Raw genomic sequence first — 17,054 nt, 5'->3', positions numbered from 1 at the left:
ACGACGAATAAAAACGCTTCGCTGCGCCGAGATACGGACCAAGGCCGGTCCGATAAAAGTCATTACAACGGGGACTCTGTCATGCGCGAAATCTCGTACGAAGAACAAACCGTCAATTCGATCAATCCGCTCGCGCGCTTCGCGCATCGCACCCGCATGACGATGGCGACCGAACTCGTCACCGGTCTATGCCCCGCGAGGGGCACCGTGGTGGACTTCGGCGCGGGTCCGGGCCTCTTCCTGCACACGCTCGGCGAGTCACGGCGCGACGTCACGCTCATCGGCCACGACAAGTTCATGGTGCCGGCGTTTCCCGAAGTGAGATACGCGGAGTCGCTGGATACCATTGCATCGCATAGCGTCGATGTATTGACGGCCTTCGAGGTCTGCGAGCATCTCTACCCCCGCGAAGTCGATACGTTACTCGACGACGCCGCGCGAATTCTGAAGCCGAACGGTGCGCTCGTGATCTCAGTACCGATCATGTACGGCCTCGCGATTGCGCCGAAAGTATCGAACTGGATGATACGCAGCCGCACGCTCAAGTCCGAATACACGACGGCCGAACTGCTCAAGGCGATGGTCGGCATGCCCGTGAGCCGGCCGCACAATCCCCGCACGACGCATAAGGGCTTCGATTTCCGCGAGCTGCGCGATCTGGTCAGCGAGCGGTTCTCTCTCGATGCGGTGCACACCAGCCCGGTGCCGCACGCGCCTTGGTGGATCAGTTCGCAGTACTTCATGATCTGCAGACCGCGTATGCAGCGTTGAGATCGGCGGGACGTGGCGGCCCACGTCTGTCGTCCGTAGAGCGCCTCTCGAGTTCACGATTGAAATCATGCGTCGCCGCGATGCGCTGGCGGGACAAGCGACGCATGAACGCCCCGTTCGCCGGTCCGCTCGATGCGCCGCTACTTTGGCGTTTTGCATGCGGCATGCAACACACCGCACGCAAAATGCCGCGCTTCAATTAGCCGGAATCGTGACGACCGGCGCCTTCGCCGTATCCGTCACCTCGCCGAGCGCCATCAAGTTCTGCACCACCGTGAACGCATACTTCGAATCGAAGTCGGCGCGGTCGATCCAGTAGTTCGACTTGTCGTAAAGCACGCTCACGTAGGCGTCGGGCGGCGCTTTCTCGCCCACTTTCACGAGAATGGTCGGACGCGTCTCGCCGCCGATCAGCCCGATCGTCGGCTTGGTCGCGCCGCTGCCCACCTGCGTATCCGGCACCGGAATCTGCGCGCCCAAGTCCGTCAGGATGCCGAGCACCGAGCGCGTGACCATCGGAATGCGATCGTGATCCGCCGACTGTCCGTACACGATCTCGTACGTTTTCATCTTCGGCGACAGATGCAGTAGTTTGCGCACGAGCGTGAGATCGTCGGTCGTTTGCTTGTTGGCGCCGCTTCTGGTCGCGCCGAGCGTCATGAAAATGCGCGGCTGGTGTTCCTGGTCGCGCGTTTCCACGTTCAGCTCACCCGCGAGTTGCAAACGCCGTAGCGCCTGAATTAGCAGGAAGAACTCCGGTGCGCCCGATGCGTTCGGACCGCCGAGCGCGTTGCCGTTCTGCAAGCCGCCGATGGACTGCGCGGTGATGCGCAGCAACAGGTCGATGGGGATGTTGCTTTCCGCGAGCGGCAGCACGAGCGTCGGCGAAAGCGGCCGGATATAAGCGCTCGCATAGGCGTCGCCGGTGGTCGGCGTGAAGGTGAAGGTCGGGTGGTTCGAATACGAAACGCTGCCTGACGCCTGGGCATAGTTCGGCTGTGCGCCGGAACCTGCATTCAAAATTGCGCCGCCTGTCGCGTCGAACGTGTAGGCGGCGATGATGCTGCTGACCGTGAGAAACGAAGGTGCATCGGCGAAGCGCAAGCCGACGATCGCGGCGAGTATCTCGCGCTTCTGCGCATCGCCGAGCGCGCGGGCGTAGTCGACCTGATCGGCCTTGAGTCGCGTCGGACCGATGCCGGAGCAGCCCGCCGCGAGGAATGTTGCGCCGAGTATGGCGATGGACAAGGCTTTCCTTGGGTTCTTGATCGATTTCGTCCGGTTCATAAGGCCTTGAGTGAGTCAGCGAGGAGGTCGTCGGCGCGATTGGCCGCGGAGCACTCGGGGCGCTCAAGCAATTCTCATACCTTTATACAGAACCACGCGCATGCCTCGCGCAGGCTATCGGATTTCTTCGCGTCGTTCCGAGGGCGGCGTTGTCTCCCGAGGCGCTCGCGCGATGTGCTTCTCGGTCTCGGCGTGGTGCGCAACGAGCGCATCGAGCCGGTCCTGCGCGAACCGAGGACCATCGTCGCGTGCATGTGCAGTCGCACTCGCGAGCGTCGCGCCCGCGATCAGGACGATTGCCGTTAAGCGCTTGGTATTCATTATTCACCTCCGCAATGAAGATGCGTTCCCCGCGCGTCGATGCTTGATCCGAAGCCTCTCTTCTATCCGCCAAAATACAGCGCCGCCGCGCCGTCTGCATGATGCATGCAATGAACGCCTTGCAGGCCGCGCAGCGATTTCCTATTTATTAGCTGAGAGGCTATGTTCGGGAGACCTCGTCATGAAACTCGCCCTCTTCTTCGACGGCACCTGGAACGAGCCGAACGATCGCACGAACGCCTATCTGCTCTACAAGCTCGCGCCCGAAACGGACGATCAGGAAACGCTCTACGTGGCCGGCGTCGGCACGCAGGGCAACGGCCTCTTCGCACTGGCAAACAAGTTTCTCGGCGGCGCATTCGGCGACGGTCTCTCGGCCAACATCAAGAGCGGCTATGCGTGGCTGTGCCAGCGGTACCAACCGGGCGCTTCGATCTATATTTTCGGCTTTTCGCGCGGCGCCTACTCCGCGCGCAGCTTGGCCGGACTCGTCCGCAAGTGCGGGCTGTCAAACGACTGGAGCGATGCGTCCATCGATCAGGCGTACGGCATCTATCGCGATCAGGGCGTCGGGCCATCCGATGACTCGGTCCGTGCCTATCGCAAGCAGTTCGCGCGCGAGGTGGACGTCGCGTTCGTCGGCGTCTGGGATACCGTCGGCGAATTGGGGATTCCTATCGGCGGGCTGCCGGTGCCGGGCTTTTCCAGCTATTACAACTTCCACGACACCACGCTTGCCAACAGCACACGCGCGGCGTATCACGCGATCGCCGCGAACGAGTTCCGCTCGCTCTACAAGCCGACGCTATGGACGCAGGGCGCGGAGGATCGCGGCACGCTGCCGCTCGAACAGCGATGGTTCGCGGGCGCCCATGCAAACGTGGGCGGCGGCTATCTGAGCCCGCCGCGCGATCCGGCCGACCTGCTTCCGTTGATCCCGGCGGAATGGCTGCGGCAGAAGGCGCAGTTCCACGGTCTCCAGTTCGACAGGCCGATTGCGATTCCCCACGAAGCCTACTCGTGCGAACCTATCGATTCGTATTCAGAATTCACGAAGATGAATCCGCTTCTGGAGGACGTCTGCCGTAAGGAGGCGCGCGTAGCAGGCGCCGCACTCAACGAAACGGTCGACGCCAGCCTTGCGAACAGGCTTGCCGCTTCCGGTTTTTTGAATGCGTTTCCCGAGCTGCGCGACCAGCTGCGCGCTCTCCCTGTCGGAACGTGACGAGCGCGTCCTGCCGCTTCAGAACAGATGCGGCGGCGTGCGATCCACCATATCGCGCGGCAGGTTCTCTTCCAGCTCGAATTCCACGCTCGGAAAGTCCTGCAGGCGCCCGGCCACTTCGGTTTCGCCCTCGCTCGTGAAAAGGCCGTCCAGATAGTCGAACGTCAGCTTCTCGACCAGCGCCTTCAGCGCAAGCTCCGGGCTGCGTTTCGGCTCGACTGCGATATCGTCCACATCGAGCCGTGCGCAGTACTCTCCGCCCTTCGACTCCATCGCGCCGATGTCGATGACCTTGCCATCGACGTTCTGCGCGAGCACGCGCTGCTCCACCGCGAAAAGGCGAAACGGCCGCTCTAGTCCAACGGATTCACGCGAACCGGACGGCGATCCGCCTTGGTCTTTTGTATTCGAATTCGTTCGTGTCGTCATCGCTGCTTCTCCTCGAATGCTTACGGTCGTCTTCTCGCAGCAAGTCACGCGCCCGACGCGGGTCTGACTCGCCTGCAAAACAGCATCGCGCAACGTTTCCATTGCGGCTCACGGCATCCTAGAGTGCTGGAATCAGCCGATGCAACTTGCTCAACGCAACGCAACGCAAAGGAGCAGCCAGTGGACGGAATCATGAGCGCGAAAGTCGCAGTCATCACCGGGGCGGGCCGCGGGCTCGGACGCAGCGCGGCGCTAAAGCTCGCGCAACAGGGCGTGGGGATCATCGGCACGTGGAACAGCGACGCGGCCGCAGCCGAAGCGGTAGCCGGCGAAGTCGAGGAACTCGGCTGCAAGTGCGCGATGCTGAAGCTCGACGTCGCCCGTAGCGAAACCTTCGGCGCCTTCGCCGACGAAGTGTGCAAGGCGCTCGAACAGACGTTCGATCGCACGAATTTCGACTTCCTCGTGAACAACGCGGGCATCGGCATCCACGCGCCTTTCGCCGAGACGACGCCCGAGCAGTTCGACCAGCTCGTGAACATCCACCTGAAGGGGCCGTTTTTTCTGACGCAGGCGCTGCTGCCGTTCTTGCACGAGGAAGGCAGCATCGTAAACGTGTCGAGCGGACTCACGCGATTCGCGCTACCGGGTTACGCGGCGTATGCCACCATGAAAGGCGGCGTCGAGGTGCTCACGCGCTATCTCGCGAAGGAACTGGGACCGCACGGCATCACGGTCAATGCCATCGCGCCGGGCGCGATCGAAACGGATTTCGGCGGCGGCGCCGTGCGCGACAACGAAGAGTTGAACGAATTCGTCGCGCAGAACACGGCGCTCGGGCGCGCGGGACTGCCGGACGATATCGGCGGCGCGATCGCGGCAATGCTGTCGGACGGCAATCGCTGGATGACGGCGCAGCGCGTCGAAGTATCGGGCGGGATGTTCATCTGACGGCAGCGGTCGCGCGAACCGTCGCAGCAAAAAAAACCGGACGCCAAGGCGTCCGGTTTTTGAGGCAGCGCGTGCAGCTTAAGACTGTTTAGAACCGGTGGATGATACCCACGCCTGCGCCGAACATGTTGCGCGTAGCCGAAGGCGCATTCTGGAAGCCGTCGCCGAGCGTCGCATTGGCCGCGACCTGACGGCCCGGCGTGCCGTTGGTTCCCGGTTGCGAAAGCGTATTGCCGTTGGCGCGCTGGAACGCTTCGAGCGCGTAGAAGCCCGTGCGCTTCGAGAGCGCGTAATACTGCGACAAGTTGAACTGGTGATACGACGCCGCGCTCGTGATGCCGTTCGCCTTGCTCGCCCACGTGTAGCTGTAGCCCGCCGCAAAATCCCATGCCGACGATGCCTTCCAGTGCAGCACCGTGCCCGCCGTATTGAAGATCGCTTCGTCCGTGAAGAGCGAATTGACGCCCGGGATGTACTGCACGTTCGAGTACGTCACCGAGATGTCCCACGCGCTGTTGAACGCATAGCCGCCCGCCACCGCGAAACGGTTTTGCGCCTGCGCGCGCTGGTAACCTGCGGTCAGCGCCGAGACGCCCGGCTGACCCGTGCCGTCGGTCGCCGCGGTGTTGTTGACGACTGCGGAACTGCCGCTGTAGATGCCGCCGCCGTTGGCCGCATTGTTGAAGCGTTCGAACGCGACCGTCATGCCGACCGGCCCTTGCGCGTACTGCACCGCCGCCGACCACGCCGAACCTTGATACGCGCTGCCCGGCACGCCCGCGAACGAGTACGAGCCGCTCACCGTGAAGCCATAGAGCTTCGGCGACGTGTACACGACCGAGTTGTTGGCGCGGTAGATCGTGTCCATGTTGTCGATATCGCCGGGGTGCGCGCCGAAGTAGCCGGTCAGCCAGTTCGTCGGGCTATAGGGCGAGAGCAGCGTGTAGTACGACGTGTACTGGCGACCCACCGTCAACGTACCGTAGTTCGCGTTCGTGAGACCGACCCATGCCTGACGGGCGAACATCGCGTTGGTGAACTGCTGGTTGCCGTTGTTGATATCGAAGCCCGATTCCAGCTGGAAGATGGCCTTGTTACCGCCGCCCAGATCTTCCGCGCCCTTCAAACCGAAGCGGCTGCCGGCCCAGATGCCCGACGCCGTCTTCACGTTCGAGCGGCCCTGCGCGCTGCGCCCCAGGTTCGTCTGGCTGTTCTGATAGACGATCGAATCGTCGACGATACCGTACAGCGTCACGCTGCTTTGCGCGAATGCCGGCGCAGCAGCTGCAAACGCGGTCGCGGCGACGACGGCAGCCTTGGTCATTTTGAAACCTTTCATTTCTTCTCCTCTTGCTTCGTGCGGTATGAGCGAAACTCTTCGTGGTCGACGCTGGAACCGGTGCGGAATCGCCCCGCGAGCGCAACTTTTATCGCTGGCAAGTGTATGGCTTGCGGATGGAAACCGAAAGAATCGCGCGCACTGGTGTCTTTTTTTTTTCACCGTGTGGTTAACCAGTATTTGCTAGCGCGCAAATATTTGGCAACCGGGCACGAAACTGACGCGAATCCAACGCGCGGCGGGCGTTCGCAAGTGGAAAGCGGCTCGGACGATTGCCGCACGGGGATTCAAGCGGGAGACGCGAAGGAGTTGGTTCCGCGCGAGCGCGCGCCGTGGAGAACATGACGCCGAAGGCGCGCGGGCAGCGTTACGGCTTTTGCACACCGCAAGGCCGGACCTGCAGCGGGCCGCTTCCGCAGGCAAGCCGTAAGCGGACGCGCGGCGCGCCCGCCCGTCCGAAAGCCCGGCGCAAAGAACGTTACGGCTCGATACGCGCGCGCAGTTCCCGCGCGGTTTCAAGCAGGCCTTCATAGCCGGAACGGGCGTGCGAAGGCAGATCGGGATCGCCGACGAGCGTGCCGAGCGTCTCGATCAGGCTGTATAAGATGCCTTTCGCCGCGCCCGCGGCCATTCGTCCTGCGGCGACGGATTCATCGACGTGCGTGATGGCCGCATCGAAATGCTCGACGTCGGGATGCGCCTCGTCGAGATTGGGGGAAAGCGGGCGCGGATCGGTCGGGTCGTCGTTCATGATGGTCTGCCTTCGTGGCTGTGCACGCTTCCTGTATAGCGCCGCCGCGCGATGGCCGCAATCCGGTCGCACCGCGCCGCAGTGTCGCGGTCACGACGCCGGCAATTCCTCCACGGGCACGATGCGATGCACGCGCCGGCCATCGGCCAAAGGCGATGCCGCCGCACCGTGCGGGACGCCGTGCTCCGTCAGAAGCGCGCGCAGTTCGTTGATGACCGGAAAGACTTCGTGGTTGTGGTCTGCGCCCTGGCGGTCGTGCGCTTCCTGCTCGCGCTCCACGATCCACCGGTCTTCCTTGAAAATGCGCTCGGTGAACCACACGAGCAGCGGCCACGCGATATCCAGCAACCCGGAGATTTTCGGGCGGCGGATCGACAACAGGCCGAAGGTGCGGTTGGTGCGCTGCTCGGCGTCGAGCGGCACGTAGGCGATCCACAAATCCATCACCATCGTCTCGTCTTTCGTGCGGATCTTGAGCGTCTGATACGGATAGTCCGTGCGGATGGTCATCACGTCCTTCTGCGACGCATCCGGCTTTTCCCCGCGCTTTTGCCCGAACACGAGCGCCTCGCCGATCGGCTGCTTGCCCGCCTCGCGCGCAAACGTATAGTCGACCTCGATCCAGCCCTCCCCCCGCCGACGCCCGAGCGAACGCGCCCGCATGCTGCCCATCTGCCGCCTGTGCAGGAACTGATGGTTCATGTCCATCAGGTTCTCGTGCATGAACGTGTAATGGCACTTCACTTCCCGGCCGAAGCGGCGCGTCTTGTACGCTTTGTCCGTGGCGCTCACGAGCGACGGAAACTTGGCGGTGGCGGCACGCTGCGGGTCGCCCGTGAAGACGAAAACGAGCCCCGCTTCCTCGCGGCACGGATACGCGCGCACGCCGTTGGGCAGACGCTCGCGGCCGAGATAGGGAATGTCGGTACAGCGGCCGGTGCAGTCGTAGGTCCAGCCGTGATAGCAGCAGCGAATGGATTCGCCGTCGACGACGCCCGCCGAAAGCGGCACCTGCCGATGCGCGCAGCGGTCTTCGAGCGCAAACACGTTGCCCGAGTCCGTGCGCACCAGCACGATCGGATCGCCCGCGAAGCGCACCGCGTGCGCCTTACCGCGCTTCACTTCGCCCGACCACGCGAGCGGATACCAGTGATCGGGATGGATGTCGATGCGGCGCAAATCGCGCGGGCTTCCCGGCGCATCGGTTGAAACGGCATCCTCATCGCCTTGCGGCAACGCTGCGTGCATGTAGAACGCCTCCGGTAGAGGGACATCGGGTGACGCGCCTGTCAGGGCGGCGCAAAAAACGACGCAAAAAGACACATAAACGACTTCCGCAGTCTACACGGCGATGCGTATTTCGGCGCGCGCGGAAGAGCACGCGGCGGCACGTCGCAGCGAGGACGGCGTGCGCCTACGAGTCGCCGTCCTTGACGAATACGAGGCTGAAGTTGTTCGCCGGCATCGGCACGGCTTCGGCGAGCGTGAATCGCGCCTCCCGCCCGAGCGCTTCGACGGCTTCCATGTCGCGCACGCCCCAGCGCGAATCGGTGGCGCGCAACTGTGCATCGAATGCTTCGTTGCTCGGCGCGGTGTGCGCCCCGTTGCGCCGATACGGTCCGTACAGGTACAGTACGCCCCCCGCAGCCAGACGCCCTGCCGCGCCGCGAAAAAGCGCCTCGGCGGCTTCCCACGGCGCGATGTGGATCATGTTGATGCACACGATGCCCGCCACTTCGCCGGTGCCCCAGTCGTTCTGCGTCACGTCGAGGGCCAGTGGCTCGGCAAGGTTGGCGAGGCCCGCGTAGGCGCGCCACGCGGCAATGGAGTCGCGCGCGGCGGCGTCGGAATCGCTCGGTTGCCAGACGATCTGCGGCAGCGCCGCCGCGCAGTGCACCGCATGCTGGCCGGTGCCGCTCGCGATCTCCAGCACCACGCCGCGCGGCGGCAGCACGCGTGCGAGGACCGTTAGAATCGCGTCGCGGTTGCGTTCGGCGGCGGGCGCGCGGCGGCGCACGGTGGCATCGGTACGGATTGGCGCTTGCATCGCGGTGGGCTGTGCAGATGATGATGGGTCGCTTCGAGACTAAGGGCGCGCGTGCCGGGCCGTCAAGCGGTGGCAAGCCGCGCCAGGCCGTGGCGCGGAACGTGCTGCCGGCGCTGACCATCGCGTACGAAGAAGTCGAAAACGACCCCAAACGCGGCGCATCATCAAACCTGTGTATGCTGCCGATGATCCGGCGCGCGCAACACAAAAGCACGCGATACAAGGCAAGAACGAGCGCGATCGCAGCATCGAATGCATCACGACAAACGGCGCCTTCCGAGCGTCCGACACGGAGCGAAACATGCAGCAGGACTCAGATCACAACCCGCCCGAACCGGCGCGCGAAGGCCCGGACGAAGAGACCATCGCGTTCGCGAACGAAGTCTTCAACGCTGCGCGCCGGGGCGATGCCGCCCTGCTCGATGCCTGGCTGAACAAGGGCCTGCCGCCCAACCTGCGCAACGACAAGGGCGACAGCCTCGTCATGCTCGCGAGCTATCACGGCCACGCCGACGCGGTGCGCGTGCTGCTCGAACACAAGGCCGATCCCGACATGCGCAACGACAACGGCCAGACGCCGATTGCCGGCGCCGCGTTCAAGGGCTTCGTCGACGTCGTGCAGACGCTGCTCGACCACGGCGCGGATGTCGAAGGCGCATCGCCCGATGGCCGAACCGCGCTGATGATCGCCGCCATGTTCAACCGCGTCGAGATTCTGGATTTGCTGATCGCGCGCGGCGCGAATCCGGACGCGCGCGATCAGGGCGGCTTGTCCGCGCGCGAAGCCGCCGCGAGAATGGGCGCTCCCGATACGGCGGCGCGACTCGCGGGCAAACCGGCGGCGCCCGGCGCATGAGCGCGTCGCACGAACAGGGACGCAGGCGCAGAGCGCGTCCATCGACACGAACAGAACCAGGAAGGCGGCCCGGACACATGGAGCGTTTGTGATGGCAGGCGGTATCTCGCATCGGGGCGATGCGTCGCCGGTCGGCGCGGCCGTCTTCGTGCTGGCGTTTTCGATCGGGCGCGCGGCGGCGCCGTTCTTCGCGCCGTTCTTCGCGCTGATGTTCGCGGTCATGAAGCTTGCGGTCACGAGCCGCGTGCGCGCGCTGCGGCCATCCACCGTTCTGGTCGTGCTCGGCGCGTGCAGCCTGTCGGCGTGCAGCGTCTTCCAGCAGCAGACGCCCGCGCCTATTGTCGAGCACTCGTATATTCCGGGGCCGAGCGAGACCGAATCCACCGAGCCGGAAGAGCCCGCGCCCTTGGTCGCCGTGCCCGAGCCCGCCTCCGCCGCGAAACCCGCGCCCGCACCCAAGCCGAAGCGCCGCGTCGTGAAGCCCAAGCCGCCGGAGCCGGTCGTGACGCCGCCGCCGGAGCCGCCCGAGCCGCCGCCTCCGCCGCAGATCATCTCGACGCGCCTCATGCAGCACGACCAGCTTCACGGCGTGCTCGATGCCGAGGTGCAGCGTCCCGAAGGCAAGGTGGTCGGCCGGGCGGTCGATCTGTACGTCGATACGTCGGCGAAACCGAAGCTGCTGATGGTCAACCTGTCGGGCTTCATGGGCATCGGCGACCGCAAGGTCAACTTCCCGTGGACGGCGTTCCGCTTCATGCCGAATTCGAAGACCGCGCCGATCACCTTCCTGCCACCGCCGCCGCCCGCGAAGGGCAAGCCGGCGGCGGACCCGGTGCCCAAGCCGCAGCCCGTCAACGACGCGCCGTCGAACTTCATGCAGCTCGTCGATTCGACGGTGACGCAGAAAAACGGCGCGCGCATCGGCCGTGTGGTGGACGTGCTCGTCGATTCCCAGGCGCAGCCGCAGGCGCTTGTCGTCGATCTGTCCAGCTCGCTCGCCGCGGAAAAGCGCCACGTCGCGGTGAACTGGGGCGATCTGCAGGTGGTGTCGCGCAACAAGCAGCTTTCGCTACAAATGGATTTCAACGACGCGCAACTGAAAGCCGCGCCTACCTACGCGCCCGAGCAGCCAATCAAGATCGTGTCGCCCGTCGTTGCTGCGCCGGCTTCGTCGGCGGGCGCGGCTGGAGCGAGCGGCGCGGCGGCGGCCGGCGCGGGCTCCGGTACGTCGGGCGGCACGACGGCCTCCGGCCCGGTCGCGGCGCAGATGCCGTCGTCCGGCGCGCGCCCCGCCCGATAACGGATCACGACATGGATAACCGATTCACGACATGGTAATTGCACGCAGTCTGCGCGCGCTCGACTGGCTCAACTTCTTCGTCGCCAACGTGCAGACCGGCTTCGGCCCGTTCATCGCTTCGTACCTCGCGGCCAACAAATGGACGCAGGGCGAGATCGGCCTGATGCTGTCGGTCGGCACGATCAGCGCGATGGCGAGCCAGCTTCCCGCGGGCGCGCTCGTCGACGCCATGCGCAACAAGAAATTCGCGGCCCTTTCGGCGATCGTCGCGATCATCGCGAGCGCGCTGTTGCTCGCCGCGAGCCCCACGTTCGTTCCCGTGTTCGCGGCGGAAGTGCTGCACGGCTTCGCGAGCTGCATGCTGGTTCCGGCGATGGCCGCGATCTCGGTTGCGCTCGTCGCGCGCGCCGATCTCGGCGACCGGCTCGGGCGCAACGCGCGCTGGGCGTCCATCGGCAGCGCGCTCACGGCGGCGCTGATGGGGGCGTTCGGCGAATATCTGTCCCTGCGCTCGGTGTTCTTTTTGACGGCGGCGCTCGCGCTGCCCGCCATCGTCGCGCTGCGCATGATTCATTACGATGCGCCGCCCGTCGTGCCGCGTGCACCGCCGGGCGAGCCGAAGCTGACTCACGAGGGCGAAGAGCGCGAATCCTTGCGCGAACTGCTGAAGGACAAGCGTCTGCTCATCTTCGCGGCGTGTGTCGTGCTGTTCCACCTTTCGAACGCGGCGATGCTCAATCTCGCCGCGGGCGAAGTCACGGCGCACATGGGCGACAACGTTCAACTCGTGATCGCGGCGTGCATCATCGTGCCTCAGTTCATCGTGGCGGCGCTCTCGCCCTGGGTCGGGCGACAGGCGCAGAACTGGGGGCGCCGACCGGTGCTGATTCTGGGCTTCTGTGCGTTGCCGTTGCGCGCGTTGCTCTTCGCTGGCGTGAGCAGTCCGTATCTGCTCGTGCCGGTGCAGATGCTCGACGGCATCAGCGCGGCCGTGTTCGGCGTGATGCTGCCGCTCATCGCCGCCGATGTTGCGGGCGGCCGCGGACACTACAACCTGACGATCGGTTTCTTCGGCCTGGCGGCCGGCGTCGGCGCGACGCTTTCGACGGCGGCGGCGGGCTTCGCGGCCGACCGCTTCGGCACGGCGATGAGCTTCTTCGGGCTGGCGGCAGCGGGCGCCATCGCGGTGGCGCTCGTCTGGCTCGCAATGCCGGAAACGCGAGGCGCGGCAGTCGCGGCGAAGGTGCAGAAGCCGCCCGTCGAAGCGTGAGGACGCGGCTTGGTGGTTTCGAGAGCGTCCGACGAAGTCGGCATCGGGTGGCACACCGTCATACGACGCTTTGGAATGCGGTGTACGGTGCGTTGGCATTCAGAATCCCAGCGCGGCGAACAGGCGGCTATGTCAGCGGCTCGTGCATCGCCAGATATCGTCGGCACGGCGTGGCACGGTGTAATTCATCATGCCGTTGCGTCGAACATGCAAACGCCGCGGGTGCGGTTATCTCGGCCGCTTTGAATCGCCCAACAAGGTTGGCACCGGCTCGCTCTGCGCCGAGTAAACGCACCGCGCGTGCTGCAGCCTGGTACGGCGTGTCGGCGTTCATAACGCCATCGCTTTGGAAGTGAGGAGCCGCGAGCGCGGACACTTTGACGCGAATGAAGGTCGGCAGCCGCCCGTTTACCCGCGCATTGACCTGCATGGCGCGCTGTAGTGTGATCTACGGCGCGTCGGTATTCATAATGCCGTCGCTGCGCGAGTGCGACGCTCCGGCGCAGACACCGCGCGAAACAACCGCGGCATAGACTTGTGCACCGTCGAATGAACGTGCATGGCGCTCTATACGGCGCGTCGGTATTCATAATGCCGTCGCTCCGTAAGTGAGACGCAGCCGGCGCAGACACTTCCGCGAAACAACAGAGGCATCGACTTGTTCACCGTCGACAGAACGTGCATGGCGCGTTGTAGGGTTCGGTACGGCGCGTCGGTATTCATAATGCGGTCGCTCCGCGAGTGAAACGCACCCGACGCAGTCCACTTTCGCGCGAAGGAAGGTTGGGTCCCACCCGCTCAGTCGCATTGACCTGCGTTGCGCGCCGTAGCGCGGTCTACGGCGCGTCGGCATTCCAAATACCGTCGCATTGCGAATAAAGCGCAGCGAATGCAGGCGCTTCCCGCGCGAAACAATGGCAGCACCTGCTTGCTCACGGTCGCATGACCGCATCGCGCGTTGTAGCGTCACTTACGGCGCCTTGGCATTCAAAATGCCGTCGCGCTGAACTTGCGAACGCGACCGCTCCGGTCAATCGAGCGGCTTAAGACCGCCCAACAACGTCGGCACCAGTTCGCTCACCGTCGGATGGACGTGCATCGCGCGTTGCAGCGTGGTGTACGGTGCGTCGGCATTCATGATGTCGACGAACGTGTGGATCACCTCGTCGCCCTCGATGCCGAAGATCGCCGCGCCGAGAATACGCTGCGTCTTCGCATCGACGAGCGCCTTCATGAAGCCGTCCGTTTCGCCGCGCTCGCGCGCACGCCCGACGCGCGACATCGGCATCGTTGCAATAAGCGCGTCGCGGCCGTCCCGTCTCACGTCTTCCTCGCTCATGCCAACGCGCGCGAACGGCGGATCGACGAACACCGCATACGTCATGATGCGCGTATCGACGCTGCGTGACTCGCCATCGAGCAAATTGGCCGCGACGATTTCGTAATCGTTCCACGAGGTATGCGTGAAGGCGCCCCGCCCGTTCACGTCGCCGATCGCCCAGACGCCGTCCACTTTCGTGCGCAACTGGCCGTCCACGTCGATCAGTCCATGCGCGTTCACATCGATGCCCGCCCGGTCGAGTCCGAGATCGTCGGTATTCGGCGTGCGTCCCGTCGCAAAGAGCAGATGCGACGCGTCGATGGATTCGTGACCCAACGAAATGCGCACGCCGTCGTTCATCCGCTCGACGCGCTGCGGCTTGGCGCCAAAGCGAAATTCGATGCCATCGCGTGCGAGCACGTCCTGTATCCCCCGGGCGATGTCCGCGTCCTCGCGCGTCAGAATGCGCTCGCCGCGAACGAGCAGCGTGACGCGGCTGCCGAAGCGGCGGAACATCTGCCCGAACTCGAGCGCGATATAGCTGGCGCCGACGATCACGAGATGCTCGGGCACTTCGGTCAGTTCGAGAACCGTGGCATTGGTGAGATACGAAATGCTGTCGAGACCGTCGATAGCCGGCACCGCGGCGCGTGTGCCGGTGTTAATGAAGATCATGCCGGCATCGATGTCTTCTGTCTTGCCGTCGCGCCCTTCGATTTCCAGCGCGTGCGGGCCCGTGAACCGCGCGTGCCCTTTGAACACCGTGACGTTCGGTGTTTCGCGCAGCCATTGCTCGACGCCAGTGCGCGACGCGCCGATGACCTCGTCCTTGCGCGCCTTCACGCGCGCCATATCGACCTTGATTTCGCCGCCGATATCCACGCCGTACTTTGCCGCCGTGCGCGCGACATGCGCGGCGCGTGCGCTCGCGACGTACGTCTTGGTCGGCGTGCAGCCGACGTTCACGCAGGTTCCGCCAAAAAGATGCCGCTCGATGACGGCGGTGCGCCTGCCGCTCTGCGCGAGCCGCACCGCGAGCGGCGAGCCGCCCTGACCGGTGCCGATGACGACCGCATCGAAATGCTGTGACATGCTTGAGCCTCCCTGACCGATGTGCGCAACGTGAAGACGGTGGACGAGCAGTTGGCAATGCCCGGCCATCTTACGCCGGATGCCGCGCATGGGCATGTTCCGTGCTCGCTCGTGCCGAATTAGCGTTTGCCCCGCCGCTTCACGAACTAAGCCCTTCATGACCGAGACAATCTGGTTTCTCGTCGTCGGCGGCGTGCTCATCCTGATGGGGCTCGCCAGTTCGACGTTCAACCGCCTGCCCATCAGCACCGCGATGTGCTATCTGGCCATCGGCTTCGTGCTGGGGCCGGGCGTCACGAATCTGCTGCACATCCGGCTCGACGGCGATACGGCGGTCCTGCGCCTCATCACGGAAGTCGGCATGCTCGTGTCGCTCTTCGCCATCGGGCTGCGCCTGCGCGTGCCGCCCACCGACCGGCGCTGGCTGCTGCCGCTGCGCCTCGGTTTCGTCGCGATGGTGCTGACCATTGCCGCGCTCACGCTGCTCTGCACCTACGTGCTCGGCATGTCGTGGGGCGCGTCGCTGCTGCTTGCCGCGATGCTGGCCCCCACCGATCCCGTTCTCGCCCACGACGTTCAGGTAGAAGCGCCCGGCGACACCGATCTGCTGCGCTTCACATTAACGGGCGAAGGCGGCCTCAACGACGGCATCGCGCTGCCGTTCGCGTTGCTCGGCATTGCCGTGTGCCGCTTCGAAGCATCGCCGAACGATGCGCTGCACTGGGGCTTCGTCCTGCAGGCCGTGTGGGGCACGGCGGGCGCGCTCGTGAGCGGCTGGCTGCTCGGCGAGCTGACCGTGCGCGTAGTCGCGTATCTGCGCACACGCCACGGCGAAGCGTTGGGCTCCGAGGGCTTCTATGCGCTCGGGCTGATTGCGCTGTCGTACGGCGTCGCCGAGTTGCTGCACACGTATTCGTTTCTCGCCGTCTTCGCGGCGGGCCTCGCGATGCGCCGCGTCGAACATCGCGAAAGCGGCGACAAGTCCGCGCGCGAAGCCGTAGGGACCGTCAATGCCGACGACATCCGCGCGACTGCAGCCGATCCCGAGCGCGCGCACGCGTTCATGGCCGAGCGCGTGCACGGCTTCACGATCGAACTGGAACGCATCGCCGAAGTGACGATCATGCTGCTCGTCGGCTCCGTGCTCGCGACGATGTGGCGGGATCTGTTCACGTGGCGCGCGCTCGTCGTCATCGGCGGGCTGTTTCTCGTGATACGCCCGCTGGCGGTGCAGGCGTCGCTCGTCGGCTCGTGCGCGTCGCGCGCTCAGCGGCTCTTGATGGGCTGGTTCGGGATTCGCGGCGTCGGCTCGTTCTATTATCTTTTGTATGCAATCGAGCATGCGCCCAAGCAAGTGGCCGGGCCGCTCACACCGATCATCATTGCGGCGATCGCGGCGTCGGTGATCGTGCACGGCATTACGTCGACGCCGCTGATGAACCGCTATCAGCGTGCGCATGGCAGCGACTAAAAAGACAGCGATTGAATACAGCATACAGGCGACGTCCCATGAAGCACCTGCTCTTCTTTTGCGGTCACGCGGGAACCGGCAAGACGACGCTGGCGAAGCGCCTCTTCGGGCCGCTCATGCGGGAAACGGGCGCGCCCTTCTGCATGCTCGACAAGGACACGCTCTACGGCGCGTATAGCGCGGCGGCCATCGGCGCGCTGACCGGGGATCCACACGACCGCGACAGCCCGCTTTTCATTCAGCATCTGCGCGATCCGGAGTATCGGAGCCTCGTCGATACGGCCGCGGAGAACCTGGCGCTCGGTGTGAGCGTCGTCGTGGTGGCCCCGCTGTCACGTGAAGTGCGCGAGCGGCGGCTGTTCGATCGCGCATGGCTCGGCGTGGACGACGATGTGACGATTCGCGTCGTGTGGGTGCATGTGGGCGAGGATGTGGCGCGCGAGCGCATCGCCTCGCGCGCCGATCCGAATGATGCATACAAACTCGCGCACTGGGACGACTACCGTCAGCGACTTTTCTTTCCCGACGATGCGCTCGCCGCCGATCTGCTGATGTTCGACAACACATCTTCGACTACGGACGACGAGGCGCGTCTGCTCGCGCGGCTCGTCGCCCATACCTGA

The 17,054-nt window shown here is 64.8% G+C and carries 15 protein-coding genes; 8 read left to right on the top strand and 7 right to left on the bottom strand.

The features are described from left to right. The first annotated feature begins 81 nt into the window (after positions 1 to 81). Positions 82 to 771: a methyltransferase domain-containing protein gene (locus P9239_RS11060; protein ID WP_309750667.1), complete on the top strand. Its 690-nt coding sequence runs from the start codon at positions 82 to 84 to the stop codon at positions 769 to 771. A 195-nt stretch (positions 772 to 966) separates the two neighbouring features. Here the strand turns inward: P9239_RS11060 and P9239_RS11055 are convergent, their stop codons facing one another. Further along, a complete protein-coding gene (locus P9239_RS11055) occupies positions 967 to 2,058 on the bottom strand; it encodes a hypothetical protein (protein ID WP_309750665.1) in 1,092 nt (363 codons plus the stop codon). A 502-nt stretch (positions 2,059 to 2,560) separates the two neighbouring features. On the opposite strand from P9239_RS11055, the gene P9239_RS11050 reads away from it, so the two are divergent. Continuing rightward, complete coding sequence (locus P9239_RS11050) at positions 2,561 to 3,604, top strand: DUF2235 domain-containing protein (RefSeq protein ID WP_309750663.1); 1,044 nt, start codon at positions 2,561 to 2,563, stop codon at positions 3,602 to 3,604. Positions 3,605 to 3,622: 18 nt separating this feature from the next. Here P9239_RS11050 and P9239_RS11045 read toward each other — a convergent pair whose 3' ends face one another. Then, on the bottom strand, positions 3,623 to 4,033 hold the full coding sequence (locus P9239_RS11045) for a hypothetical protein (RefSeq protein ID WP_309750662.1): 411 nt from the start codon (positions 4,031 to 4,033) through the stop codon (positions 3,623 to 3,625). A gap of 192 nt (positions 4,034 to 4,225) precedes the next feature. Between P9239_RS11045 and P9239_RS11040 the strand changes: the two genes are divergently transcribed. Further along, entirely contained in the window at positions 4,226 to 4,984 is a 759-nt protein-coding gene (locus P9239_RS11040; protein ID WP_309750660.1) for an SDR family oxidoreductase, read from the top strand. Positions 4,985 to 5,072: 88 nt separating this feature from the next. Here the strand turns inward: P9239_RS11040 and P9239_RS11035 are convergent, their stop codons facing one another. The 4 genes from P9239_RS11035 to P9239_RS11020 all read right to left on the bottom strand — a co-directional run bounded on the left by P9239_RS11035 (position 5,073) and on the right by P9239_RS11020 (position 9,121). Beyond that, a complete protein-coding gene (locus tag P9239_RS11035; RefSeq protein ID WP_309750658.1) occupies positions 5,073 to 6,323 on the bottom strand; it encodes a porin in 1,251 nt (416 codons plus the stop codon). Between the two features lie 478 nt (positions 6,324 to 6,801). Continuing rightward, positions 6,802 to 7,074 carry a hypothetical protein gene (locus P9239_RS11030; RefSeq protein ID WP_309750656.1) on the bottom strand — a complete coding sequence of 91 codons (273 nt, stop codon included), beginning with the start codon at positions 7,072 to 7,074 and terminating at the stop codon, positions 6,802 to 6,804. A gap of 90 nt (positions 7,075 to 7,164) precedes the next feature. After that, positions 7,165 to 8,322 carry an aromatic ring-hydroxylating dioxygenase subunit alpha gene (locus P9239_RS11025; RefSeq protein WP_309750655.1) on the bottom strand — a complete coding sequence of 386 codons (1,158 nt, stop codon included), beginning with the start codon at positions 8,320 to 8,322 and terminating at the stop codon, positions 7,165 to 7,167. A gap of 166 nt (positions 8,323 to 8,488) precedes the next feature. Continuing rightward, positions 8,489 to 9,121 (bottom strand): DUF938 domain-containing protein, encoded by a 633-nt coding sequence (locus P9239_RS11020; protein WP_309750653.1) that lies wholly within the window; start codon positions 9,119 to 9,121, stop codon positions 8,489 to 8,491. 301 nt (positions 9,122 to 9,422) lie between these two features. Between P9239_RS11020 and P9239_RS11015 the strand changes: the two genes are divergently transcribed. The 3 genes from P9239_RS11015 (at position 9,423) to P9239_RS11005 (ending at position 12,547) form a co-directional block, all read left to right on the top strand. Continuing rightward, a complete protein-coding gene (locus P9239_RS11015) occupies positions 9,423 to 9,977 on the top strand; it encodes an ankyrin repeat domain-containing protein (RefSeq protein WP_309750651.1) in 555 nt (184 codons plus the stop codon). A 91-nt stretch (positions 9,978 to 10,068) separates the two neighbouring features. After that, complete coding sequence (locus P9239_RS11010) at positions 10,069 to 11,277, top strand: hypothetical protein (protein ID WP_309750649.1); 1,209 nt, start codon at positions 10,069 to 10,071, stop codon at positions 11,275 to 11,277. A 31-nt stretch (positions 11,278 to 11,308) separates the two neighbouring features. Then, positions 11,309 to 12,547: an MFS transporter gene (locus P9239_RS11005; RefSeq protein WP_309750647.1), complete on the top strand. Its 1,239-nt coding sequence runs from the start codon at positions 11,309 to 11,311 to the stop codon at positions 12,545 to 12,547. Between the two features lie 1,030 nt (positions 12,548 to 13,577). Here P9239_RS11005 and P9239_RS11000 read toward each other — a convergent pair. Then, positions 13,578 to 14,960 (bottom strand): FAD-containing oxidoreductase, encoded by a 1,383-nt coding sequence (locus tag P9239_RS11000; RefSeq protein WP_309750645.1) that lies wholly within the window; start codon positions 14,958 to 14,960, stop codon positions 13,578 to 13,580. A 157-nt stretch (positions 14,961 to 15,117) separates the two neighbouring features. Here P9239_RS11000 and P9239_RS10995 point away from each other — a divergent pair, with 157 nt between their 5' ends. After that, on the top strand, positions 15,118 to 16,431 hold the full coding sequence (locus P9239_RS10995; protein WP_309750643.1) for a cation:proton antiporter: 1,314 nt from the start codon (positions 15,118 to 15,120) through the stop codon (positions 16,429 to 16,431). 38 nt (positions 16,432 to 16,469) lie between these two features. Continuing rightward, positions 16,470 to 17,054: an ATP-binding protein gene (locus P9239_RS10990; RefSeq protein WP_309750641.1), complete on the top strand. Its 585-nt coding sequence runs from the start codon at positions 16,470 to 16,472 to the stop codon at positions 17,052 to 17,054.

Source organism: Caballeronia sp. LZ062, from assembly GCF_031450785.1.
Taxonomy (GTDB): Bacteria; Pseudomonadota; Gammaproteobacteria; order Burkholderiales; family Burkholderiaceae; genus Caballeronia.
This window is presented reverse-complemented; position numbering and strand designations above follow the sequence as displayed.